Source organism: Mesorhizobium sp. B2-8-9 (assembly GCF_006439475.1).
Taxonomy (GTDB): Bacteria; Pseudomonadota; Alphaproteobacteria; order Rhizobiales; family Rhizobiaceae; genus Mesorhizobium.
Genome location: NZ_VFTQ01000050.1, coordinates 1 through 23,950, shown reverse-complemented (window position 1 = coordinate 23,950; position 23,950 = coordinate 1). Strand labels below are relative to the sequence as shown.

Here is a 23,950-nt window from a genome sequence, read left to right as displayed (position 1 = left end):
ACGCTGACCTACACGGTCCAAAGCACCGACAACAACGCGGCCTCCGATACCCAGACCGTGACGGTGACGGTGAATGGCACCAACGACGCGCCCGATATTCATCTTGTGGCGACGGGAACGCCTGACACGGCGTCGGCGACCCTGACCGAGACCAATGCGGGTCTATCGACAAACGGCACGCTGACCGTCACCGATGCTGATCTATCGGACACGGTGAGTTCGTCGGTCACGGCTGTCGTGGCGTCGGGAACGACGGCCGGCCTTGGTCTCACCAACGCCCAGCTTCTCGCCATGTTGGCCGTCGCACCGACATCGGGCCTGGCCGCCAATCCGACAGACACCCACAACCTCAACTGGACTTTCAACTCGGGAACGCAGGCGTTCGACTATCTTGCCGCGGGCCAATCGCTAACGCTGACCTACACGGTCCAAAGCACCGACAACAACGCGGCCTCCGATACCCAGACCGTGACGGTGACGGTGAATGGAACCGACGAAGTCAGCCAAACACTGATCACCGCGGTCGTGGATGGAAAACAGGGGAACAATGCGACACCCAGTACGGTGACGATAACGTTCGGTGCTCCCGTCACCGCAAATTTTGTCAATCTATCGGACGTGATGCACGTTTCCGGTTTGCCGAATGTGACAGTAATCAACGGCACCGGCAGTTTCATCGATTCCACACATTACACATTCCAAGTGGACAAAGGCGCAGGTAGCAGCAACGGATCGTCTTACACTCTTACGATCGACAGTGGGGCGTTCTCGGATGGCTTGGGCCATACCAATGCCGCCAAGACGCAAGGCGGCCTTAAGCCCGCCGGCAGCGCCGGTGAGCCGATCAACCTCGCGCTTACCGACCCATCGGACGGCCAGGCCGTTACCGTCACGGTGAAGGATCTGCCGTCCGGCTGGACCATCGACGGGGCCACGCAGAACGCCGACGGGTCATGGACGGTGCAGTCCACCGCCGTGCACGAGCTGACGGTCACCACGCCGGCCGATTTCGTGGGCGCAGCGGTGCTCGATGTCCAGATGACCTGGACCAATGCCGACGGCACGACGGGCAGCGCGTTCATCGCCGACAACGTCGAGGCCTATGCACCGGGGTCGCCGGTCTTCGCCTGGTCGGGCGATGACGTGCTGACCGGTTCGAGCGGCAACGATCTCTTCGTCTTCTCGCAGCCAATCGGCAACGATACCGTGTACAGCTTCGACGCAGCCGCCGACCAGATCGACCTCATCGGCTATTCCGGCTTCCAGAGCTTTGCCGACGTCCAGGCGCATACCGCCGACGACGCCAGCGGAAATGCGGTGATCACGCTCGCCAACGGCCAGTCGATCACATTGGAAGGCGTGCATTCCTCCGCGCTCGGCGTCGGCAATTTCGTCTTCGACCAGTCGCCGGTGGTCAACAATGCCGGCACCATGACGATTGGCGACGGCGCCCTGCTGCCGCTGAGCGGCACAGTCAACAACAGCGGCATCATTGCGCTGAACTCGACCGGCGACGAAACCCTACTGCAGGTCATCCAGCACGGCGTGACGCTGCAGGGCGGCGGGCAGGTCGTCCTCTCGGACAGTGCCTTCAACATCGTCTCCGGCACCGGTCCGGACGTCACGCTGACCAATGTCGACAACACCATCTCGGGCGCCGGCCAGCTGGGGGACGGCATGCTCGGCCTCGACAACAGGGGGACGATCATCGCCTCCGGCTCGAATGCCTTGATCATCGACACCGGCGGCAGCGTGGTTGCCAATTCCGGCACTCTGGAGGCAACCGGTTCGGGTGGCCTGGTCGTCGCCGGCGGTGTCGCGAATTCCGGCATGCTGTGGGCCAATGGCGGCAACATCGCCATCCACGGCGCGGTCACCGGCGAGGGCGATGCCACGATCGGCAACCTCTCGAAGCTGGAATTCGGCGCAGCCTCCTCGACCGATGTCACCTTCGCGCAGAATGCGGCCGGCACGCTGGAGCTCGACGACTCCTTCGACTACAGCGGACGGATCGGCGGCATCACCAACGACGACAAGCTGGACCTGAACGACATCCTGTTCGGTACCGGAACGACGGTCGCGTATCAGGCGAGCCAGGATGGCAGCGGCGGCACATTGACTGTCTCGGACGGTACGCACAATGCCACGCTGCACCTGCTCGGCACTTACGATGCGAACGGCTTTAAGCTCGCTGATGACGGTCAGGGGCACACCGTCGTGGCCTACAACCCGGCGGAATTCACGCTAATCGGGGTCGGCGGTGGAACGAGCGAGTTCACGGTATGATGGAAAGAAGGTGAGCCCGCGGCCACGCGCGGCTCACCTCGTTCCCCGGCAGCCGAGAATTCAAGCTTACCAATTAAGGTTTACGCAAGGTTTACGAGCGGATCGCTTGGCTCGGGAGTAGGATCGGTTTGGGCACGCAGTTTGGACAGGGGGCGGTTCTCCGCTGGGTATTTTGAGTCTCGACAGAAAATCCAAGATTGTCAGGGAAGCGCTTCTCGCTTGTCGCCGCTATTTTCTGTTCGCGGCGGTGTTCAGCCTGGCGATCAACCTGCTTTACCTAGCGTCACCGCTGTACATGCTGCAGATCTACGACCGTGTCGTCACCAGCGGCAGCGAGACGACGCTGGTGATGCTCACCCTCGTGCTGCTGGCCGCTTTCCTGGCGCTTGCCGGCCTCGACCTCGTGCGCGCCGCGATCCTGACGCGCGCCAGCGCCCGGCTCGACCGGCTGCTTTCGGCCAGGATCCTGGCGGCCTCAGTCGAGACTCCGTCAATGGGCGCTGCGCAAAGCCAGCCGATCCGCGATTTCGACACGTTCCGGCAGGTGATCACCGGCAGCGGCATCCATGCCCTCTTCGATCTACCGTGGTCGCCCATCTATATCGGGGTTATCTTCCTTCTGCACCCTTGGCTGGGTTTCTTCGCGCTGGGTTCGTCGCTGATCCTCATCGCCATGGCGGTGCTCAACGAATACATCGTCAGGTCACCGCTGAAGCAGGCCAACGACCTCGCCACCGCGAACTACAATTTCACCGAAATGAGCTTGAGGAACGCGGAAGTCATCCGCGCCATGGGCATGATCGACAGCCTCGTCCGCCGCTGGGGGCGCGACCGCAGCATGGCGCTCCGCCGGCAGGCACGGGCCAGCGATCGGGCGGCGCTGATGTCGGGGATCATCCGCTTCCTGCGCCTTACCATGCAGTCGCTGATCCTCGGCCTCGGCGCCTATCTGGTCATCGAGCGGCAGATCACCGGCGGCTCGATGTTCGCGGCTAGCCTGCTTCTGGGCAGGGGGCTGCAGCCGGTCGAGCAGATCGTCGGACTGTGGCGCAGCCTGATCCTGGCGCGTGCCGCGCTCGGAAGGGTCGAGAAGCTGCTTGACGGCGGTGCGCAAGGGGAACGTTCGTTCAACCTTCCAAAGCCCACCGGCAAGATCGCGGTCGAACAGCTTACCTTCGCCATTCCGAACCTGCAGAAGGTGCTGTTGCGCGATGTCTCGTTCAAGCTTGAGGCCGGCGAGGCTCTCGGCATTGTCGGACCGTCCGGTGCCGGCAAGTCGACGCTCGCCCGTCATCTCGCCGGCATCATGCAGCCGAGCCGGGGCACGGTCAGGCTGGATGGCGCCGACATGACGCAATGGGGCAGGGAAGCGCTCGGCGACCATATCGGGTATCTCCCGCAGGACATCGAGCTGTTTTCCGACAGCGTGGCCGCCAATATCGGCCGCTTCAAAACGGATGTCGACCGCGAGGTGATCGAGGCCGCTCGGCTCGCTGGCGTGCATGAAATGATCATCCGCCTGCCGCAAGGCTATGAGACACAGATCGGCGAAGGCGGCGCAGTGCTGTCGGGCGGTTACCGGCAGCGCATCGCGCTTGCGCGCGCCGTCTTCGGCACGCCAAACCTCATCGTACTGGATGAGCCGAGCTCCAACCTTGACGCCGACGGCGACCGCGCGCTGGCCGAATGCGCGCTGGAGCTCAAGCGTCGCGGCAGCACCGTGATCATCGTGTCGCACAGGCCTTCGACCTTGGCCAATGTCGACAAAATCCTGCTCCTCAGGGATGGCAGTGTCGAGGCCTTCGGCATGAGGAACGAGATCGTGGCGCTGCTCAACCAGCGCGCCGCGCCGATGGCAGTGGCAACCCAATGAGCGATGTCGCCGCCACCTACCGCAGTCTGCCCGACGTCATCAACGCGGGCGCCGACGCGGATTCGATCCGGGGGCCGGTCTGGGTCGGCTTGTTCATCATCCTTGCATTCTTCGGCGTGTTCGGAGGTTGGGCGGCGATCGCGCCCCTCAACGGCGCCGTGCTTGCCGACGCGATGGTGAAGGTCGAGGGCAATCGCAAGAGCGTCCAGCATTTCGACGGCGGCACCGTGAAGGAAATCCGCGTGAAGGACGGCGACATCGTCAAGGCAGGCGATCTTCTGATCGTCCTCGACGACACACGGGCCCGTTCGGAGTTCAACCTCTACTCCCAGCAATATGCGCTGCTGCGCGCAACGGATGCCCGCATTCGCGCCGAGCTCAACGGCAGCGCGGCGGTCGCCTTCCCCAAGGATATTGCCGCTGAGCATCAGGGCTATCTGCAGGACGCAATGGCCAACCAGATCACCGACCTCGAGAGCCAGCGCGCCTCGATGGCCGGCGCCACGAAGATCCTGCAAAAGCGGATCGCCGAACTCGAGGAGCAGATCGAGGGCAAGGAGGCGCGCGTGGAATCTTACCGCGCGCAGCTCAAGTCGACCGTTGACGAGAAAGCGGGTTTAAACAAGCTGCTGAAGGCCGGTTTGACGACGCGCACCCGCATCCTCGAACTCGACCGCTCTGCTTCCGATCTGCAGGGCCTCATAGACCAGTCGCTCGGCGAGATTGCCGGGAATCGCCAAAACAAGGCGGAACTCGAAAGTCAGATCGCGCAGCTGACCAATGAGCGTCGCGCCAAACTGTCGGCCATGTTGATCGACACGCAGTCGAACCTTTCCGACCTTGTGCCGAAGATGTTTGCCGCGCAAGCCACCGTGGACCGGGCCGAAGTGCGCGCGCCCTATGATGGCCAGGTGATGGGCCTGACGGTCTTTTCGACCGGCGCGGTCGTCACTCCCGGCCAGACCATCCTCGACATCGTGCCGACGAGGAATTCGCTGATCGTGCAGGCCCAGGTCCGGGTCGAGGACATATCCAGCCTGCGCCAGGACATGACGGCCGAGGTCCGATTTACCTCCTATAAGCAGCGCACGACACCGGTCATCCGCGGCCGCGTTACTCGCATATCGGCGGACCGTGTGACCGACGCCAAGACTGGCTTTCCGTATTATGTGGCCGACATTGCGGTGGACCAGCGGGAACTCGCCGCGACACCACAGATCCAGCTTTATCCCGGCATGCCGGCGCAGGTTACGATCGTGACCGAGGAACGCACCGCGCTGGATTATGTTCTGGGACCACTGACGGCGTCGCTGCACACCGCGTTCCGGCAGAAATAGGCCACGCTACTATCACCGCATGCGATGTTGGCGCCTGCCGAAGGTCTGCTTCTGTCAGAAGTATACTGCGCAATTCAAGCAGACGCGCCTCTCCATGAGATCGAGCGGCATAGCGAGGCCGAGGAATCATACAGGGAGGATGGCGTGCACTTGCTGGAATTGGCGCGCAACGCCCGCCACACTGGAGGCTCTTTGAACTTTCTGCCTGGCACCTCCAGCCGAATTGCTCGCGTTTGCGAAGGAGATTGGAAATTCTGAATCCGACACGGTGCAACCTTGATCGGCACTGGCTGGGTGGGGCGAGACGGTCGAGGGACACCGTCAACAGCGCTGCGTTCGTGTGCTGAGGGGAGTTTTCAACCGCGGAATCTCGGCCTCGAATCAACTCCGTGATTTGAACCTATGGGCCAACTCTTGAGCCGAGGCGATGGAGACTTTCGGTAAGTAGCTGGCTGGTTGTTCGCGGAAGCATACGGAATGATACGGGAAGCTTCGTGATTTTGAGCCAGGAAAAACGCAATGAAATCAAGGCCACAACCACGCCCTGCGGCCCACCATGACCATTGTTTGTATCGAAAAATGGCGTTGGCCCAAAACTTTTTAGACCCCGTTAAGGCCCAAGTATGCGCAGCCCGCCGCGATTTGTTCCGAGTCAGTTTGATCATTTCATGACTCGCAGGACAGTACACTATCGGCCGGTAACCATGACCTTTTGCCGGCGAGATTTGACTGCCTCCAGCAACTCGCGCTCGTTCGTATGAGCATTCCGAAAAATGGCCACGACCAATACCGCCAAAATTTCTGCGTTCGGGTCCAAAGGATCGAGGCGTTCATCCGCGCAGACCTGATTGAACACGCGTTCGCAAACAGCCATACCGAGAGGGCTAAGACAGGTACGGTTGAAACGCTGACGCAGCATTTGAGCGAACCTTTTCAAGGGCCCGCCGCCCACGCTTTGGCGGCGGGCTTGTATCACCGAGGCTTGCACGATGTTGTCTACAGTTCTCTAGTCACGTCATTCCATACTCGGCGATTGGATCATCCGTAATCCCAAAATCTGCGCGCACTCGCGAGACCTATATTGCCCGGCTGTCATCAGTTGGTAATAGTCGTGCCGTTTACTTTCCGGTATACGAAAGCCGCGCCGAAATTCGGCCGCCTCTTTTGGAGTTCGAGTGCATCCAAGCTTGCTGGCGCTGACTTTCAAACTCGCCAGTGAGCATCCGAGCTTTGCCGCAATGTCTTTCAAGGGTTCGTTATTGACGTATCCATCAAGAATTATCTTGCGGCGAGCTTCTCCTTTAACCTTTTCGTTCATTCGTGGTCTCCTCACGTCACTTTCACGACGTCGGAATCTATAGGAACCACTCTGAATTCTGTCGTTAGCCTCGCATCCAGAAACTTATCACGGGATGCATTTCTTGCTGCAACTCAGCGTGATCGATGATCCGGCCGACGGGCTTGCCAGATGCCCAGCATACACCACATGATTGCGGGGGGCATGGGCATACCGGAATCGGATATGGCACCCCGCGCGATGGACGCTAACAAGCAGGACGAGGCGCACACAGGGCAGGCGCCGGAGCGTGAGCGACGTCGTTGGCCTCGCGACGCTCAACCTGACAGCGTGGCGGCTCAGCCAGTCGCGCCGGCGCTGGAGCCACTGGCCTTTTCGACGCTGGACCTGGCACCGAAGGACCAATTTCCTGCTTGGCAAGCACATGTGGCACCGCTTGTCGAGCTCAGGTTGCCGGATAACAAATCGCTGGACGATGGCTTCCCCGCCGCCCACACGGCCTGGAATCTGGGTGGCATGCTGATCGTTGAACAGCGGACGCCGGCGCATAGTTACGTCCGTTCCGCCGCCAAACTTCGCTCCAGCTCGATCGATCACTGGTATGTCGTCTTGCCACATACTGGCCGGTCATGGACGGAGGTCGATCGCCGCGTCGCCGAGGGACAACCGGGCAAACTTGAGATCAGATCGCTGGGCTACCCGTTTCGCGGCAGGACAACGGATTCGGAAGGTCTCATTCTGTATTTGCCGCGTGATTTGTTCGCCGACGCGGCGGCAACCCTTGACGCGAACAACAATTCAATTCTTTCCGGCAACTTTGCTAACCTTCTGATCGACTACATCGACAGCATCGTGACAAGACTGCGCAGTCTCACTGCGGACGACCTGCCCCGCATCGTACACGCAACACGCAGCATGATCATTGCGTGCCTCGCGCCTCGGGCCGAAAATGCGGCCGCGGCCGAACAACTGACGAGTGTCGCGCTAATGGAACGGGCGCGTCGATACGTCCAAAACAACCTCGACGCGACTCGTTTGACGCCGGATTCAATGTGCCGGGCGCTTGGGGTTTCTCGATCTCGTCTCTATCAGTTGTTCGAACCGAGCGGTGGCGTGCTCCATTACATTCAAAGTCGCCGACTTTTGGCAGCCCATGTTGCGCTCAGCGATCCGGCGGACAGCCGGCGCATCGTTCAAATTGCGGAAGCCTTTGGCTTCAGTTCAGCAGCAAATTTCAGCCGAGCATTCAGCAAGGAGTTCGGTTACAGCCCCCGCGAAGGGCGCAGGACGACAGTGTTGCCGCGCCCCGCCCCCTCTGTTTCGCTTGGCGAGCATGAGAGGGCCTCCTCCTTTGAAGGATGGCTCAAGGCGCTTGGAAGCTGAGCACAAGCAGCGCCGTTTGAGATCGGCGACATTCATCAGAATGCCTCGCGCAATTCTGCTGGATGCCAGCGGCAATTCCCTGCGGGGCAAGAGACTGCGTGGGGACGGCAACCAAATGGCGCAGCCCTGAGCGAAAGATGCCGCCGATATCGAGATATGTACGCCTGGATAAGAATTTGGATGCGCAGCTAACGACAACGCGACGTTACTCGTATTTGTTCGCGATGGCTTTAGCGGGGGCTCGGCACAGGCGGCAGGTTTCCAAGTTGGGGGGATATCGCATCGCCTGTGCCGATCGCGCCGCCGCTATCCGTCAAAGGTGGTGGCGTAAATCGAGTTTAGCGTGCGAAGGCCGGGGGCGGCGGTCGGCTGATGTTCATTCCGCCGCAAGATGGCTTCGTGGGGGCTCGATGGCTTAGTCGGGGCTCGGCACGGGCGGCAGGTGTCCAAGTGGGGACAGCAGATCGCCTGTGCCGCTCGCGCCACCTCAGTCCGTCAAACGTTGTAGCGTATTGAGTAAGCATACCAATGGCCGGGGGGCGACCGGCCGGTGTTCAATCCGTCGCAGAATGGCTTAGTGGGGGCTCGGCACAGGCGGCCGGTGTCCGAGTTGGGATGCCGGATCGTCTGTGCCGCTCGCGCCACCGCTATCCGTCAAAGATGGTGGAGTGTTGGGTAAGCGTGACAAGGTGGACGGCGAACGGCTGGCGTTCATTCCGCCGCAGATGCCAACTCTTGTCGAGCAGCCGCCCGAAGATGACGGGTGGGTCCACGAGGTCAAGCTCGACGGCTACCGGACGCAGATCATCATCGATAAGGGCGGCGTGCGGCTCTACAGCAAGAATGGCCGTGACTGGACGACAAAATACTGGCCCATTGCGCTAGCGGTCGACCTCACATGCCGGGCTGCAATTCTCGACGGCGAGGTCATTGTGTCAGGTGGACGGGGCACGCCCGAGTCCGCTGCGCTGGAAGCCGCGATCTGGAACGAGCCGAGCGGACTGGTGTTCGTCGCGTTCGATCTCCTTCATCTCGACGGCCGCAATCTTACCCCTTTACCTTTGTTGCTGCGCAAGCACGTCCTGCGGCAACTGGTTGAACCTGGCCTGGGGAAGATCCAATACAGCGAGCATTTTGAGCGCAGTGCGCTGGCGGTCTTTGGCGTCACTGAGAAGATAGGGCCTCGTGGCATTGTCTCCAAACGTTCCGACAGCCCCTACAGGAGCGGACCATCGAAAACATGGCTGAAGATCGAATATTCGTGAAAGCCGGTTTTGAGTTACTGGGACAGCCCTGCAGAGCGACGCCGTCCCCGATAGTGCTGCAGTTCGAATAAAATGCGGCGCTTTTTAACATTTGCTAATTTACAATTTCTTAATAAACATAGGTGTTAAGCATGTGGATAAACTGCCGACAATAGCAGTGGAGCATGCATCTGCGGTGTGGCGCGCTCTGCTTGTTGAACCGGCGAGTTGAAAGTTTGCCAAGTTTGTTACTTATGCTATTTCTAATCTGGGGGACGCTAATTTACACCGCCTATGGAGGTGGCTTTTGCGCCCAGAGGCATCAGGCGTCGGCACAGAGAGTGAGAAGTCTTCCTCGATCGATGTTTCACGTGCCGGCGAAGCGCTTCTCGCTGACCTATTGGCAAATACGACTGAACTTTTGTCGCTCTACGATCGCGACTTTCGGCTAACGCACTACGCAGCGAGGCTCAAAGGCCTGTACGGAGGTGCGGTGGCGCTTGGCGCCGCCATTTGGGAAATCTACCCGAGCTTCCTCGATAGTAGGTGCCGTGACGAATTTCTCCGGGTATTTCAGGGGGGGGCCGCGGCAAGCATCGAATTGCCGCGAACATCGGGCGAAGCGCCTAGATCTATTTTCGTCTTCGGCACCGCAGATGGTGTCGGAATCATCGAATCACAGGGGCAGGGAGGGCGCAACGCGGTGGAGGAGCAGGAGCACGTAATTCTGCTCCATCAGGCGACCCACGACGTGCTTACCGGGCTGCAGAATCGACGGCGGTTCGGAGAGCGACTCCAGGAAGCGCTGGCGGCAATCGGCGGCCCAAAGCCGAAAGCCGCCCTGCTCCAAATCGACCTTGACGATTTCAAGTCGGTCAACGACACGCTCGGCCATGGAGCGGGCGACACGCTTCTGCAGCTCGCGGCAGGTCGAATCCGCGATGCGTTGCAGGATGGCGAATCTGCATACCGGTATGCCGGTGACGAGTTCGCTGTCATCCAATTGGGCAAGGAGCAGCCCGTGGAAGCTGAGCGCCTCGCCGGATCCCTGGTCAATGCCTTCAAAGACCCCTTCGTCATCAACGGCATTCCCGTCTTCGTCGGTTCAAGTATCGGAATTGCTTTCGGGCCGGAGCACGGGACCGACGGCGAGCAGTTGATGAAAGCCGCCGACATCGCTCTTTATGCAGCCAAGACGGATGGACGCGGCTGCGCCCGAACGTTCAATCGCACGATGCTGCTCTTGCTCGAGCAACGCGAGAATCTCAGGCGCAGCCTTCGAACTGCGCTGGAGCGGGGCGAGCTCTATATCGAGTATCAGCCGCTCATCCGGCCTCCTTCATCAGTGATCGGTTTCGAAGCGCTGCTGCGTTGGCGACACCCCGAGATCGGCATCATCCCGCCCGGTGTGTTCATTCCGATCGCCGAAGCCGACGGTCTGATGGACGAGATTGGACGATGGGTGCTCGAGCAAGCCTGTCGTCAGGCATTGACGTGGCCTTCCTCATTGACAGTCGCAGTCAACCTGTCTCCGGCCCAGTTTCTGAGCGGTTCGTTGACAGATACGGTCGCTCAAATCATCGACGCAGTTGGAATTCGAGCCGAAAGGCTTGAGCTTGAGATAACAGAAACGGTCCTTCTCGAGAAGACTATCGACAACATCGATACATTAAATACTTTAAACGTGCTGGGAATAAGAATTTCTCTAGACGATTTTGGAACGTACTACTCATCCTTGAGCTATCTCAAGAATTTTCCATTCGACACCTTGAAGATAGATCGATACTTCATCACGGACTTGGAAACCGATCCCAAGAGCCAAACGATCGTGCAATCGATCATCAATCTGGCACATGGCCTGGGGATAAGCGTCACCGCCGAAGGGGTCGAGACTTCGGCACAGGTACAGTGGCTGGTCAAGGAAAATTGCGATTGCCTGCAAGGTAATTTCCTGGGGCGGCCGCTCGGAGCCGGCGCAACCAGCGATTTCATCACGCGGTCGCCGTCGAAGGGGGTGCGAGCGATGGAGGAATCAAATCGGGCGCTGTAGCCCTGCACTCTTCGTGGAGGGTGAAAACGATCGAGCTGGATACCGCGCAATGCGGAAACTCGTCACGAGGCGGTCAGATTTCCGTTTCGGAAGTCAGGAGGATGCTGATGGGATCTGTTCGTCACGAACCGGCTGGCGAGCCGATTTTTGAGCCGATGATCCAGATCGACATGGAGATCAAAACTTTTGTCTCCGCTTGGAAACACTGCGACTATGTCTCGACATACATGGCGCGGATGATCAGTCAAAACAGATCAGACTCGGTCCGGCATTCGAATCTGTTTTCCTCTGCGTTCAACGAGGTGCTGGAGGTCGCTTTTCGTACGCGCCACGCCGATGGCGAACTGGCATGCAGGGTCTCTCGCCACGGCACGACGGACAGGATCGAGCTGACATTTCCTTGTATGCCGGAGGAGCGCCAATTCTACCAAGCAGCGGTGTCGCAAGCCGCCGGATTTGAGGCCAGAGAGCGATATCTCAATTCCGTGTCTGGAGATCTGGCGCCTAGCAGGGAGGTCGTACTCCTGGAACTGGCTGTCGACTACAACGCGACACTCAGGGTCGAGGAGGCCGAAAGCGATACGATCAAGCTCGTCGTCGAGCTTCCACTTGAGGGCCTGCAGCATTGAGCCCTTACAACCTTCTCCCGCGCTTCAAGGCGCAATATGACGCGAACAACCAGGAGTTCTCCATATCCGGGGTGGTTCGGCCGCAGGCAATCGATGAGCTTGGGCCCAGCCTGGCATTGCTACGCGATGCGATCGGCCGTGTACGCGGCGTTCTCTATGTGAATGTCAGACGCCTGACGCAGATGAACAACGCCGCTTTCCATGCCTTTTCGAGGATCATTATCGACGCCTGCCGCGCTCGACCCGATCTCAAATTTGTCGTCATCACGTCGAGCGTCGTCGGATGGACCTCACGAAAATTCGGTCGCTTGAGCGGAATCGAGCCAAACATCACGGTGGAGGAGTATGACAGCAAATTCTATCCAGGCCAGGGCTTCCTCGAGGAAGGCGGGTTCGTTCCTATCCTGCGCACGCAGACAAAGATGACCTGGCGCCACGAGCGCGCCATCCTGCCGCGACACGGCATGAGGGCTGGAATCGTCATGGCCGACATCTGTTGCGGGATCGGCGATTTCGCCGTTCTCGTGCAGAAAGAGTTTCAGCCATCGCGCATCGTCGCGCTCGACCACTCCATGTCGAGCCTGGACTATGCTCGACGGGTGATGCGCGAGTTCGATATCCGGGGCATCGAATATACCTATGGCGATGCGTCGGAAATGCTGCTCGACCAAGAGCAGTTCGACCTAGTCACCTGCAGGCACTCCCTACAAATTTTCAATCGACCGGAACTCATCCTCAAGGAACTCTATCGCATATGCAAGCCAGGCGGGCGGGTCTACATCACCAACGAGAAGAATTCGCATTGCCTTGGCGAGCCGCGCGCCGAAAGCATCCGGTGGACCTACAACGAGGTGGCGAAGCTGTTCGCGCATTTCGAGATGGACGTCGAGCTTGGGCCGAAGAGTAGACGATACCTCATGGAGGCCGGATTCGAGGATATCCGCGTCGAATCCTTCATGGCCACCAACCTGGACGGCGATCCGCAGGATTTCGCCGATGTCGTTGAAGCCTGGGCGGATGTATATGCGGGCGAGATGGCGACCAAACGCGGCGACGGACCGGAGTTCATCGCGCGGTTCCGGCAGGGCTTCCAGGACCACATTTTCGCCGCGCTCCACCCCAAGGGCTATGCGGGCTGGCCGATCTGGGTCGCCTCGGGAAGACGACCGCAATGAAAGCCGACAACGAGCCCACACCGCACTTCGGCCTGCGCTCCTTTCGAGCGAAATTCGTACTGGTCGTTGGCGGCGCCGTTCTCTTCGACCTCCTGCTGAGCGGCGGTCTGGCGCTTTGGAACGTGCAAAAGCTGTCGCGTGACGCCACATCGGAAGTCGGCGAGGGCCTGACGACCGCGAACCAGGAATACATTCGCTCCTACGCACAGTCGACAGCAACAAGTGTCGACCTGCTGCTCGATCGGGTCCATGGCGACGTGAAGGCGCTGGCTGGCATGCTGCAGGCCCAGATCGACGATCCGACGAGGCAGCAACAGGTCGGAGCAACCCTTTCGCATCAAGCACCCGCGTCGGTGAAGGTCTTCTATGACGCGCAGGGCGATTGGGCGCAGAACCTGCCGGGTACGCCTTCTGTGATAAGCGTCTGGGGCTACCTCCTGGGCGCCGACCACACTCCGCTGCCCAGCGTTCAGCGGGAAATAGAAGACAGTACCGTGATCGATCTCGTCGCGCCGGCCCTCATGGCCAGCGGATCGCCAAAACTCCAGATGTACTATATTGGTCCAAAGGAACGGCCGATCTTCAGGACGGTGCCGTATACGGACCAGGCGCAGACCTTCGACCGACTCTATCCGGGTCACAACAAGGCGGAGTTCTGGGAGTTCTTCTTTCCCGGGATCTATGGGTCATGGCAGCAATGGGCCAAGGATCCGGCCTTGCGTCCGGTCGACGACGACATCACTCAGACAGCGCCTTACACCGATGCAATCACGGGAAAGCTGATCGTCAGCTTTTTCCACCCGCTATGGACGCGCCATCGAACCGGTATCGCCGGTGTAGCGGGTGCCGACATCACTCTCGACCAACTCGCGGAGGTCGTCGAGCGCGTGAAGATCGCCCAAACCGGGTTCGGCTTCCTCACCATGTCGACCGGCAACGTGGTGGCGATAAATCCGTCGGGCCAGGCGATCATCGGGCTGACTTCGTCAAGCGATGCCGGCACGCAGGGCGTCACCGGCCTGGAGAGGTCGCTGCGGGGAAGTACGCAGCCGGCTATCGCGTCGCTGCCACTCGACCAGAACAATGACGGCGTCATTCAGCATATCATGCTCGACAACAAGGGCGAACGAGTATCCTACATAGTCGTCCTCAAGCGGTTGAAGCCGACCAATCTGTGGAGTTCGGGACCGATCAAGGCCGAAACGATGTCAGTCGGGATCGTCGTTCCCGAACGCGAGATCTATGCCTCCCTGTTCGCTGCGCAGCAGAGTATTTCGCACGCGACCAATCGCATCCTGCTCTTTCAGGTAGGCGCGATTTTCGTTTCGCTTCTGATTGTCTTTGCGGCCGTGCTCGGAATTTCGAAGCGGATCACCGCCGGCCTCAGGGCGCTTGCCAGCGCCGCCCAGCGGCTGCAGTCCAAGGACTATTCCGTGCGCGTGAGCATTCCAACACGCGACGAGGTCGGAGCGGTGGGGACCGCCTTCAACCGGATGGCTGAGCAGATCAGCTTTCACACCGAAAACCTCGAGCAGCTCGTCGACGAACGAACCAGGGAGCTCGGTGACGCAAATCAGGAGATTTCTGCGCTCAACGAAAAGCTGCGGGATGAGAACATCCGGCTCGGCGCCGAGCTCGCCGTTGCCAGGCATATCCAAATGATGGTTCTGCCGAAACCGTTCGAACTTGAAGCGATTCCGGGGCTTGAGATCGCGGCCTATATGCGGCCGGCCGACGAGGTCGGTGGCGACTACTACGACGTTCTGCAGAACGGATCACGGATCAAGATCGGCATCGGCGACGTGACAGGTCACGGTCTCGAGAGCGGCGTGCTGATGCTGATGGTCCAATCGGTTGCACGCGCGTTGCAGGAGACCAACGAGGGGAATCCGCACCAGTTTCTCGATCGGCTGAACAGAGCAATCTACAAGAACATCGAGCGGACGAACACCGGCAAGCATCTCTCGCTGGCCTTTCTCGACTTTGAGGATGAACGGGTAACGCTGTCCGGCCAGCATGAGGACGTTCTCGTCATGCGCGCGGGCGGGGAAGTCGAACGCATAGATACGCTTGATCTGGGTCTTCCAGTTGGTCTGGAGAATGACATCTCGCAGTTCATTGACACGCGCGACATCGCGTTCGGCAGCGGTGACGTGATCGTGTTGCACACCGACGGCGTGACCGAGGCGGAAGATGAAGACAAGAGACTGTTCGGATTCGAGCGCCTCTGCGAGAGCGTGCAAAAACGTCACGGCAGGAGCGCCGAGGAGATCAAGACCGGGATCATTGATGATCTGATGACCCATATCGGTATCCAGAAGATCCACGACGACATCACCCTCGTGATCATAAGGCACATAGGATGACAGCGCTGTTCGGTACCCCTGATATTGCAATCGGGATGAAGGAGAGTGTCAGTCGCCTGCGGCTGTTCGACGGACCTCTCGACCTGAGTTGGCGCCATTGTGCCACGACCTCGGACTTCATTGCCGATCTTTTCGCGTTGCGCTTTCAGTCGTCCCGCGATGACTACATGGAAGTGCGGCATAGCATCGGATATCTGGTCAACGAACTCATCGAAAATGCGGTCAAGTTTCGAGCACGGGGTGAAATCGTGATCGAGGCGTCGATGGATTCGGAGTGCTTCAAGCTCAAGGTGTCGAACGACGTCGAGGGTGAGAACGCGTCTGAGTTCCAAAGTCTCCTGGCAGACATCACGGTTGGCGACCCCAAAGACCTGCTGATAAAGCGAATTGAGGCAAATGCCGCGAATCCTGACGTGGCGCGCTCCGGACTGGGATTGCTGACGTTGATGAGCGACTATGGCGCACGCCTGGCCTGGGTATTCAGCTCCGCCGATGAAAGCGATCGGATCTGCCTGGAGACGTATGCCTCTATTCCGATATCGCAAACGCACAACTAGATAAAACGAAGCCAAGCCATGGAAATCAAGACGGACGAATACCGGGTGTGGATTGAAGGAAGCGATATTTTTTTCGACGGTGCAATGCGGCTTGCCAGCTCAGAGGCAGGTGCGCCCGTCATGGCTTTGGCGAACAGTGTCCTTGCCTCACATCCTTCAACCATTACCCTCAATTTGAAAGACCTTCATTTTCTCAACTCTTCCGGCATCAATCTGCTGGCGAAATTTACCATCGAAGTGCGCAAGCATCCCGATGTTCGTCTCATCGTGCGCGGAACGCCCGACATCCCCTGGCAATCGAAATCATTGCCGAACCTGAAGAAGCTGCATCCCGCCCTGGTGCTTTTGATGACCTAATCGGCTTGTCAGAACATCAATGCGTCTCTTCCGTCGTCAGCTGGTTGAGGCGGCGATGGACTGCGGCCGACGTATACTGTTGGGAAATGGGTACTTGAAAACGTCGCCCGCCGGCACATGGGCGGGGCGCGACCGCAGCTTCGCCTATCGCGCCTATCTTGATTGCCTGCGAACCGGAACGGAATTGGACAGCGGCGGCTGATCGCTACCAAACCTCAGTGGGAAGTCCACGTTTCCCTCAGATACGAAGCGCCTATTGCGCCGCACTCGGCGAAGAAGGTGCCACGCCCCATAAGGCGGAAAAGCGCCTCTCTTGGTCCGTCTCGGCGAGAATGGGCCGCACGACCGTGCGAGAGCCAACCGAGTTAGACTGCGAGATCGCGCTTAGGGGCAGCCGATCGCCTGGTTCACTTCCGCAGACGTAAGCAGATTTTTCCGCAACCAATTTGATCTGTCCTGACACCGGTTGCAATACCAATTCCATATTGGTCTTAACAATCCAAGAGATTGGTTGCATCCAGGCTTTCTTGAACTCATCGCCAGACCTTATGGTCTTCATGCCGGCGTCGGTGAAGAACGGCGACATTTTAGCCGGATCATCTAGAGCCGAAGTTCCCATGTTGAAGCCCGCAAAGGCGGAGGCGGCGGAAAGGGAAAGCAACAAAGCAGTCATGCAGATGATATGGATTTTCATGGAAAAGTCCTCGTTCGGCCGGATCGTGTTCAACTGACGGCCATCCCCCCAGAACGGACCCGTGGGTTTCGGGTTTCCGTGAGAGTGCAATTTTTGGTTGGAGAATGCACCAATGCCGATCGCCAAGAAGGACCAGGAGCGCGTCACCTACGCTTGGATGTACGGCCAACAGGCGCGTAAGGACAGCAAAGATCGCGCGGTGCCGAAGTACTGGACCGAATATGCAGAAGCCTGGCTGCAGGGCTTCGACGGTGTGCCGCTTGCCAGTGAGTCAAAACCGGTGAGTGATGGGTTGGAAGCCGAACTCGACGAAAGCGCGGTGGCGAAGGGCGACAACTAAAGAGCCCTTCCGCCCGCAGCAACCCCCTCGCTATCGCCAGTTCAGCTTCGACCTTCGCGTTTTCCTTTGTGGAATATTCTCGGCGGAGATCAACCGCTCGCGGTATTGGTCCGGCGTGAGATTGTAGATCTCGCCGGCCCTGTCGGCCTTGGGGGCATTGGGGTCGGGTCCCGCGAGCTTTCTTTTCTCACCATCATGCCGACTGGCAGACGCCAGACGCCCCACTCTCACTCCGCGGCAGCCTGCAGTTGCTTCCGGTGCACCGGCTGGCGGCGGCGGTGTGTGGGTTTGAGCGGGACCGCCGGCTTGTCGGACAGGGCGCCGGTCACGGCGCCGACCATGTCGAAGGCCACGAAGTCGGCGCTGAGAGTGCTGGCGAGCTCGGCCGCGGCCTTGCCATCGCCATTGCCGACTTCCGACCAGAAAACGATGCCGACGCGCAGCTTCGGTTCAAGGCGCTTCAGCCGGCGCACCATGAAGCGCGCGTGCTGGGTGGACTGGCGGTTGAGGAAGCCGATGAGGATGGCGTTGGCGGCCTTCAGGTCGAGGCGGCGGATAGCCGAAGGTTCGAGGTCTGCGAAGCTCGCCTTCGACACCGAGGCGCCTTGTACTTCCAGCACCTGCGCCAGCATTGCGGCGGCCGCATCATCGAGCTCGCCGCGCCCCCCGGTGCAGAGAACCGCGATGCCGGAGCCGTCCGGCAGGTCGATTTCTTCCTCGTCGTCACCTTCCTCGGAAGGCTTGCCGTCGGCAGCCTTCTTTTCAAGCACCTTCTCCCACGCCTTCTTGTCTGTTGCCTTCTCGTCCGCTTCAGCCACCTGCTCTGCCTCTTCCTCCTCGGCCTCCTGCTGGGCGCTGTCGTCGAGATTGGCGACCAGCGTCTTGGCGCTGTCGGCAACCTGCCTGCGCTGCTCGTCATCCATGACGCCGCGCCCACGGTCCTGCTCGCCAAGCAGAAGCGCGGGGATGGCGACCTGGTCATAGAACTGGAACAGATATTTTTCCTCAAGCATCTCCTCGGCATGGTCGGTTGCCTCATCGGGATCGCCGGCCAGCAGCCGCTGGTAGAGTCGAGCATGCGGCTCCAGCACCGGTTCGTTACCGAACAGTACGTCGAGGAACTCGAATTGCGGCACATGCCGCCCGAGCACCACCAGGCAGACAGTGAGCGGCGTCGACAGCACCAGACCAATCGGCCCCCACAGCCAGGTCCAGAAGATCGCGGCCACGACGATTGCCAAAGGCGACAGGCCGGTGTGCGAGCCATAGAGCCAGGGCTCGATGACGTTGCCGGTGATGAGCTCCACGACGATGAAAAGCGCGACGGTCCACAAAAGCAGCGACCAGCCAGGCGCCACCGCCAACGCCAGGAAGAGCGGCAGCAGCGCGCCGACGATCGGCCCAATATAGGGCACGAAGCGCAGCGCGAGCGCCAGGAGGCCCCAGAGCAGCGCGTTGGGAATGCCAAGCACCCATAGCCCGATGGTGATGGGCACCGCGTAGGCGGTGTTCACCACCAACTGCATCAGTAGATACTGGCCGACGCGCTTGCCGGCGTCCTGCAGGGCCTGCGTGGTGCGGTGGAGGTCGCCATAGCCGACGAGGCGGATGAAGCGGTCGCGCAAATCCTCCCGCTCCATCAGCATGAAGATGACGACGATGATCACCAGGCCGGCGGAAGCCAGTGGGCCGATCAGCGGCCCAATCAGGTTCTGCAGCACTTCGAGTGGCTTCTCATGTGCGACGACCTCGACCGGAATCGGATTGCGCTTCGGCGCTTGGGCGGCCGAAGGCAGCTGCGGTTCCTGGCGATCGATCTCCTGGCCGACGCGTTCGATGACGCCACTGAGGCGCGAGACGATGCCCCCGCCGAGGCCGTTTTCCTTCAAAGCGCGTACCTTGGTCAGGATGTTGATCTGGTAGACTGGGATGTTCTGCGCGAGATCGCTGACCTGGGTGGCGACGATGAAGGAGAACAGCGACAGCGCGGCAAAGGCCCCCACCACACAGGTGATGACGGCCGCGATGCGCGGGACGCCCGCGCGCTTCAGCCAGGACACGACCGGCGCGATGGCGAAGGTCAAGAGCAGCGCGACCGCGATCGGCAGAAAGACCTCGCGCCCGAAATAAAGCGCGGCGACAGTGGTGAGGACGCTCGCCACTGTCGGCAGCACCGTGCGCGGATGGCCTCTGGAAGCGGCGAGCAGGCTCGCCAGCCTCGGCTCCGACACTCCATTACGACGATTGGCCGCCATCATCGAGCCTCCACACTGCCTGGCAATGATCCGAGGTATTCGCCGCGTGCAACGCGCCGTGGCGCGGTCGGTTGCAGATGCGCTAATAAATAGCTTGGGACAGGGTTTTATGCCGAGGAGCAATTTGCCGGATCAGGGGCCCGGCGGGTCGGCCCTGCCTTTGTCAAACAGTGGTTTCCGCCGGCGCCCGGAATGCGAACAGCCCGAACCGTTGTCTTGCCGAAAGGGGCTTCCTCGAAACTCAAAGAAGACGGCAAAGAAAAGCTCGCTTCGATGATCGCCATCGCCTCGGCGTTAGCGATCGGGCCGGCCAGCGCCCAAGGCGTCCAGCTCGGTATCGGCGGTGCTGGTGTGACGACAACTACTATGGGGCATTACCATCGCGCCTACTACCGCCACGTCTATCATGACTCACTCCCTATATGAACGTTATGTGGTGCGCTATCGGGACCGGTATTCTCGCGACATTGCCGGGGTCAAGATTGTGACCACTGGCCCTATCGCCAGGCATGCAGTCGCCAGCACTATTGGTGCCGGCAGTTGAGTCCGGTGTCGGCATAGAGATGGGAAAATCTTTGCGGGTCGCCCGGCTCACGTGCACCGACCTACGCACCTACAAAGACATGATAGATCACGCCACCCTATGCGGCAGACCGTCAGTGGTAGCCGATGTCCGCCTTCACCTTGCCGCGGAACACCCAATATGACCACCCGGTGTACATAAGGATCACCGGGAAAAGAAATAGCGTGCCCACCGCGAGGAATGCCTGCGTGCTCGGAGCCGATGCGGCATCCCACAGCGTGTAGACATGCGGCACGATCATCGGCCAAAGGCTGATTGCGATGCCGAGATAGGAGATCAGGAAGAGGCCAATGGCGGCGGCGAAAGGAGCCACTTCAGAGCTGTTGTTGAGCGAGCGCCATTCGAGCCAGCCGAGCAGGGCGGTTAGAATTGGAACGGGCGCGAGCAACAGAATATTGGGCCAGGAAAACCAGCGAGAGGCGATGCCGGTATTCATCAGGGGGGTCCAAACGCTGACGACTACAATGGCTGCGAAAACGCCGAGGAAGCACAAGCGGCCGTGATGGCGCGCCCGCATCTGCAAGTCGCCTTCCGTTTTCAGCACCAGCCATCCCGCGCCCAGCAGTCCGTAGCCGAAAACCAGTGCGAGGCCGGTCACGACCGAGAAGGGCGTGATGAAATCCCAGGACGACCCGGCAAAATGGCGCCCGTCTACCCGAAAACCCTGGATGAAGGCGCCCAGAACCATCCCCTGCGCGAAGGTGGCGATGGTAGAGCCCCAACTGAAGCCATGGTCCCAGAAAGTCTTGTGCTCGCCATCGCGGTAGCGGAACTCAAAGGCGACGCCGCGGAAGATTAGCGCCAGGAGCATGACCAGGATGGGGAAATAGACGGCTGGGATGATGATGGCGAAGGCCAGCGGGAAGGCGGCTAGGAGCGCGAGCCCGCCCAGCACCAGCCAGGTTTCGTTGCCGTCCCAGATCGGCGCGATCGAGTTCATGACCAAGTTGCGAGATGCGGTGTCCGGCTGGAAGCCGAAGAGAATGCCGACACCCAGGTCGAAGCCGTCGAGGACTACGTAGAAGCATACGCCGATCCCAAGGATCAGCGTCCATAGTGGCACGAAGTCGAGAACCAGCGGCTCCATAGATCAGCCAGTCTTTCCATGTCGCTGCGCCGAGCCGGGCAGGGCGCGCACGGGGCCGCTCGGTCGGCCGCTTTCGATTTCTTCTGGCTCGATGCCAGCCTCTTCGAGGCCTTTGCGCACGAAGCGCGCCATGCTCAGCAGACCGGCCGGGAAGATCACCAGGTAGGCAATCATGTAGCCGATGAGGGAGATCAGCACGTCGCTCCCCACCAAAGACGGGGAAACGGAATCGGAAGTCCTGAGAAGGCCATAAACCGTCCAAGGCTGGCGTCCTACCTCGGTCGTGGTCCAGCCTGCCAGCACCGCAACGAAGCCGAGCGGAGCAACCCATTGACATGCGTAAAGATACCAGGCGCTGTCGTAGAGCCTGCCTTTCCAGCGCAGCCACCAGCTAGCCGCCACAATCGCAAGCATTAGAAGGCCGATCCCGACCATTATGCGGAAGGCAAAGAACGGAATGGCCACCGGAGGCCTCTGGTCGCGCGGCCATTCCTTCAGGCCTCGGATTTCGCCGTTAGGATCGTGGGTCAGGACAAGGCTGCCTAGCAGGGGCACCTCGATCGTATAACGGTTCGCTTCGTTCTGCTCGTCGGGGAGGGCGAACAGCACCAGAGGCACGCGTCGTTCTGTTTCCCAATGCGCCTCGATGGCCGCAAGCTTCGTCGGTTGGTGTTCAAGCGTGTTCAGCCCGTGCTCGTCGCCGAGCAGAATCTGCAGGGGCACGAGGATCGTCAACAGCCCGAGCGTCATCGACAGCATGCGAGATCCCTCGACCACGGAGCGACCGCGTCGGATCAGCCAGGCCGACACACCTACGACAACGAAAGCGGTGGTGACATAGAAACCGACGACCGTGTGGCCGAGCCGGTAGGGGAAGGACGGATTGAAGACGATGGCAAACCAGTCCTTCGGATAGAAGCGGCCATCGACCAGGTCGTAACCGGCCGGCGTCTGCATCCAACTGTTGGCGGAAAGAATCCAAAACGACGACAGCAACGTGCCGAAGGCTACCATCAACGCGGCCACGAAATGTGCCCAACGCGGAACCAGATTCCGGCCGAACAGCAACACGCCGAGGAACGCGGCCTCAAGGAAGAAGGCTGTCAACCCTTCGTAGGCGAAAAGCGGCGACAGGACATTTGCCGTGGCATCAGAATAACGGCTCCAGTTGGTGCCGAACTGGAATGGCATGACGATGCCCGAGACCACGCCCATGCCGAAGGCGACGGAAAAAATCTTTATCCAAAGGCCTGAAATGCGGAAATAGATCTCCTGTCCGGTGAAGAAATGCATCCCTTCCAGGAGAGCGATGTAGGACGCGAGACCAACAGTAAAGGCCGGCAGCAAGATGTGCCAGCCGATGACCCATACGAACTGAAGCCGCGAAAGGAGCAGGGGATCGAGTTCCATCGACAGCCTTGCGTGTACTTGGTCCCGTTCCGGAGGCACCACGAAGGCAGGATAGCATGGCAACTATTGCGAACAAGGCGGAAAGCCGAGCGGCGACGGGCTTTAAGCGCGTTGACGAACGTTACGCTGGGTCCTCCCTTTCTGCCGGCCAACAGGCCACGAGACTCAATCCTCGATCGCATCGCGTCGGTGCCAGGCAAGCCGGACAGGTTTGACGACTCGGGCAGGCTGCACAGATTGTGCTTCGAACAGCCCGCGAAACGGTGTCGAAGCTCGCCAGCGTCGCGGACTACCTATCCTCTTGGGAAGCCATTTCAAAAGCACCGGCAGGCGGCCATTGACCCCGTTGACGTTGAAGGTCGCGATCCGGGTCATCCCCTCGATTCCTGCTGGCGTCGCCAGAATATTGCTCTAGCCGGTCCGATAATCACAAAATGCTTAGGTCCCTGAATCCCGCCTCCGGAAGAAAAGGCCCCGTGGAGAGTTCCACGGGGCCTCATCGATTACAGCGGTGTCGTTCGGCGAACCCGATCGCGTTCCGCTTCGATGTCATCAAAAGGTTCTGCGCCAGGGTCGAATCCTGTCCATCCGGCGGACTCATAAACGCTGCGCCGCTCATCAAGATTGACCGAACGCTCGCCGCGCAGGATACGTTCAGCCTCGCCGGTCAGCCGATCGTCCACTCTGGCAGTCACCAGACTGCCTCCGCGACGCACGCCCTCGGCATAAACATGCGCATCGCGTTCCGAAACGCCGGATTCCGTAAGCGCCCCGACGATGCCGCCGGCGGCTCCGCCGACCACGGCGCCGCCCACCGCGCCGACCGCCGTCGCAGCGAGCCAGCCGGCCGCCACCACGGGACCGACCCCAGGTATGGCCATGATCCCGAGGCCGGTAAGGAGCCCGCCCGCGCCGCCGACGAGCGCGCCCAGGCCCGCGCCGGCGGCGGTATCTTCGCCGGCTTCTGAAGTCTCGTCCTGTCGATACCAATTGTCGGAATTGTTGGCCACGATGCTGATGTCGTCTC

At 60.2% G+C, this 23,950-nt stretch carries 20 protein-coding genes; 12 read left to right on the top strand and 8 right to left on the bottom strand.

Features of this window, described 5'->3' with window-relative positions:
* The 3 genes from FJ423_RS32220 to FJ423_RS32210 form a co-directional block, all read left to right on the top strand.
* Positions 1-2,286: VCBS domain-containing protein (locus FJ423_RS32220; protein ID WP_210239587.1), on the top strand; the 2,286-nt coding region annotated here is incomplete at its 5' end.
* A 172-nt stretch (positions 2,287-2,458) separates the two neighbouring features.
* On the top strand, positions 2,459-4,159 hold the full coding sequence (locus FJ423_RS32215) for a type I secretion system permease/ATPase (RefSeq protein ID WP_140847635.1): 1,701 nt from the start codon (positions 2,459-2,461) through the stop codon (positions 4,157-4,159).
* Positions 4,156-5,496 (top strand): HlyD family type I secretion periplasmic adaptor subunit, encoded by a 1,341-nt coding sequence (locus FJ423_RS32210; protein ID WP_140847633.1) that lies wholly within the window; start codon positions 4,156-4,158, stop codon positions 5,494-5,496. Before FJ423_RS32215 ends, FJ423_RS32210 begins: the two co-directional genes overlap by 4 nt.
* 688 nt (positions 5,497-6,184) lie before the next feature.
* On the opposite strand, the gene FJ423_RS32205 is transcribed toward FJ423_RS32210, so the two are convergent.
* Together FJ423_RS32205 and FJ423_RS32200 are read right to left on the bottom strand one after the other, a co-directional pair.
* Positions 6,185-6,415 carry a hypothetical protein gene (locus tag FJ423_RS32205; protein ID WP_140847630.1) on the bottom strand — a complete coding sequence of 77 codons (231 nt, stop codon included), beginning with the start codon at positions 6,413-6,415 and terminating at the stop codon, positions 6,185-6,187.
* A 96-nt stretch (positions 6,416-6,511) separates the two neighbouring features.
* Positions 6,512-6,814: a hypothetical protein gene (locus FJ423_RS32200; protein WP_140847628.1), complete on the bottom strand. Its 303-nt coding sequence runs from the start codon at positions 6,812-6,814 to the stop codon at positions 6,512-6,514.
* A 219-nt stretch (positions 6,815-7,033) separates the two neighbouring features.
* On the opposite strand from FJ423_RS32200, the gene FJ423_RS32195 reads away from it, so the two are divergent.
* The 8 genes from FJ423_RS32195 (at position 7,034) to FJ423_RS32160 (ending at position 16,554) form a co-directional block, all read left to right on the top strand.
* Positions 7,034-8,176 (top strand): helix-turn-helix domain-containing protein, encoded by a 1,143-nt coding sequence (locus tag FJ423_RS32195; RefSeq protein WP_140847646.1) that lies wholly within the window; start codon positions 7,034-7,036, stop codon positions 8,174-8,176.
* Between the two features lie 629 nt (positions 8,177-8,805).
* Entirely contained in the window at positions 8,806-9,441 is a 636-nt protein-coding gene (locus FJ423_RS32190) for an RNA ligase family protein (RefSeq protein WP_246680371.1), read from the top strand.
* Positions 9,442-9,778: 337 nt separating this feature from the next.
* On the top strand, positions 9,779-11,470 hold the full coding sequence (locus FJ423_RS32185) for an EAL domain-containing protein (RefSeq protein WP_140847643.1): 1,692 nt from the start codon (positions 9,779-9,781) through the stop codon (positions 11,468-11,470).
* Between the two features lie 107 nt (positions 11,471-11,577).
* Positions 11,578-12,099 carry a ubiquinone biosynthesis methyltransferase UbiE gene (locus FJ423_RS32180; protein ID WP_140847640.1) on the top strand — a complete coding sequence of 174 codons (522 nt, stop codon included), beginning with the start codon at positions 11,578-11,580 and terminating at the stop codon, positions 12,097-12,099.
* Positions 12,096-13,274: a class I SAM-dependent methyltransferase gene (locus FJ423_RS32175; RefSeq protein ID WP_140847622.1), complete on the top strand. Its 1,179-nt coding sequence runs from the start codon at positions 12,096-12,098 to the stop codon at positions 13,272-13,274. Before FJ423_RS32180 ends, FJ423_RS32175 begins: the two co-directional genes overlap by 4 nt.
* Positions 13,271-15,640 (top strand): SpoIIE family protein phosphatase, encoded by a 2,370-nt coding sequence (locus FJ423_RS32170; protein ID WP_140847619.1) that lies wholly within the window; start codon positions 13,271-13,273, stop codon positions 15,638-15,640. The genes FJ423_RS32175 and FJ423_RS32170 overlap by 4 nt, the downstream gene beginning before the upstream one ends.
* Positions 15,637-16,197: an ATP-binding protein gene (locus FJ423_RS32165; protein ID WP_181174969.1), complete on the top strand. Its 561-nt coding sequence runs from the start codon at positions 15,637-15,639 to the stop codon at positions 16,195-16,197. The genes FJ423_RS32170 and FJ423_RS32165 overlap by 4 nt, the downstream gene beginning before the upstream one ends.
* An 18-nt stretch (positions 16,198-16,215) precedes the next feature.
* The gene (locus tag FJ423_RS32160) at positions 16,216-16,554 is read left to right on the top strand and encodes a hypothetical protein (protein WP_140847616.1); all 339 of its coding nucleotides are present in this window, start codon (positions 16,216-16,218) and stop codon (positions 16,552-16,554) included.
* Positions 16,555-16,807: 253 nt separating this feature from the next.
* On the opposite strand, the gene FJ423_RS32155 is transcribed toward FJ423_RS32160, so the two are convergent.
* Positions 16,808-17,248: a hypothetical protein gene (locus FJ423_RS32155; protein WP_140847614.1), complete on the bottom strand. Its 441-nt coding sequence runs from the start codon at positions 17,246-17,248 to the stop codon at positions 16,808-16,810.
* Positions 17,249-17,360: 112 nt separating this feature from the next.
* On the opposite strand from FJ423_RS32155, the gene FJ423_RS32150 reads away from it, so the two are divergent.
* A complete protein-coding gene (locus FJ423_RS32150) occupies positions 17,361-17,588 on the top strand; it encodes a hypothetical protein (protein WP_140847611.1) in 228 nt (75 codons plus the stop codon).
* A 227-nt stretch (positions 17,589-17,815) separates the two neighbouring features.
* On the opposite strand, the gene FJ423_RS32145 is transcribed toward FJ423_RS32150, so the two are convergent.
* The 5 genes from FJ423_RS32145 to FJ423_RS32125 all read right to left on the bottom strand — a co-directional run.
* Positions 17,816-19,843 carry an AI-2E family transporter gene (locus tag FJ423_RS32145; protein ID WP_140847608.1) on the bottom strand — a complete coding sequence of 676 codons (2,028 nt, stop codon included), beginning with the start codon at positions 19,841-19,843 and terminating at the stop codon, positions 17,816-17,818.
* A 656-nt stretch (positions 19,844-20,499) separates the two neighbouring features.
* The gene (gene cydB / locus FJ423_RS32140) at positions 20,500-21,513 is read right to left on the bottom strand and encodes a cytochrome d ubiquinol oxidase subunit II (RefSeq protein WP_140847606.1); all 1,014 of its coding nucleotides are present in this window, start codon (positions 21,511-21,513) and stop codon (positions 20,500-20,502) included.
* A gap of 3 nt (positions 21,514-21,516) precedes the next feature.
* Positions 21,517-22,923 (bottom strand): cytochrome ubiquinol oxidase subunit I, encoded by a 1,407-nt coding sequence (locus FJ423_RS32135; RefSeq protein ID WP_140847604.1) that lies wholly within the window; start codon positions 22,921-22,923, stop codon positions 21,517-21,519.
* 165 nt (positions 22,924-23,088) lie between these two features.
* Positions 23,089-23,298, bottom strand: a complete 210-nt coding sequence (locus tag FJ423_RS32130) for a hypothetical protein (RefSeq protein WP_140847601.1) — start codon at positions 23,296-23,298, stop codon at positions 23,089-23,091.
* 128 nt (positions 23,299-23,426) lie between these two features.
* Positions 23,427-23,950 (bottom strand): hypothetical protein (locus FJ423_RS32125; protein ID WP_140847598.1); only part of this gene is annotated, 524 nt, incomplete at its 5' end.

Coding starts and splice junctions, on each gene's coding strand:
- FJ423_RS32210 (WP_140847633.1), top strand. CDS start 4,156: ATGAGCGATGTCGCCGCCACCTACCGCAGTCTGCCCGACGTCATCAAC.
- FJ423_RS32205 (WP_140847630.1), bottom strand. CDS start 6,415: ATGCTGCGTCAGCGTTTCAACCGTACCTGTCTTAGCCCTCTCGGTATG.
- FJ423_RS32200 (WP_140847628.1), bottom strand. CDS start 6,814: ATGAACGAAAAGGTTAAAGGAGAAGCTCGCCGCAAGATAATTCTTGAT.
- FJ423_RS32195 (WP_140847646.1), top strand. CDS start 7,034: ATGGACGCTAACAAGCAGGACGAGGCGCACACAGGGCAGGCGCCGGAG.
- FJ423_RS32180 (WP_140847640.1), top strand. CDS start 11,578: ATGGGATCTGTTCGTCACGAACCGGCTGGCGAGCCGATTTTTGAGCCG.
- FJ423_RS32170 (WP_140847619.1), top strand. CDS start 13,271: ATGAAAGCCGACAACGAGCCCACACCGCACTTCGGCCTGCGCTCCTTT.
- FJ423_RS32165 (WP_181174969.1), top strand. CDS start 15,637: ATGACAGCGCTGTTCGGTACCCCTGATATTGCAATCGGGATGAAGGAG.
- FJ423_RS32160 (WP_140847616.1), top strand. CDS start 16,216: ATGGAAATCAAGACGGACGAATACCGGGTGTGGATTGAAGGAAGCGAT.
- FJ423_RS32155 (WP_140847614.1), bottom strand. CDS start 17,248: ATGAAAATCCATATCATCTGCATGACTGCTTTGTTGCTTTCCCTTTCC.
- FJ423_RS32150 (WP_140847611.1), top strand. CDS start 17,361: ATGCCGATCGCCAAGAAGGACCAGGAGCGCGTCACCTACGCTTGGATG.
- FJ423_RS32145 (WP_140847608.1), bottom strand. CDS start 19,843: ATGGCGGCCAATCGTCGTAATGGAGTGTCGGAGCCGAGGCTGGCGAGC.
- cydB (WP_140847606.1), bottom strand. CDS start 21,513: ATGGAGCCGCTGGTTCTCGACTTCGTGCCACTATGGACGCTGATCCTT.
- FJ423_RS32135 (WP_140847604.1), bottom strand. CDS start 22,923: ATGGAACTCGATCCCCTGCTCCTTTCGCGGCTTCAGTTCGTATGGGTC.
- FJ423_RS32130 (WP_140847601.1), bottom strand. CDS start 23,298: ATGACCCGGATCGCGACCTTCAACGTCAACGGGGTCAATGGCCGCCTG.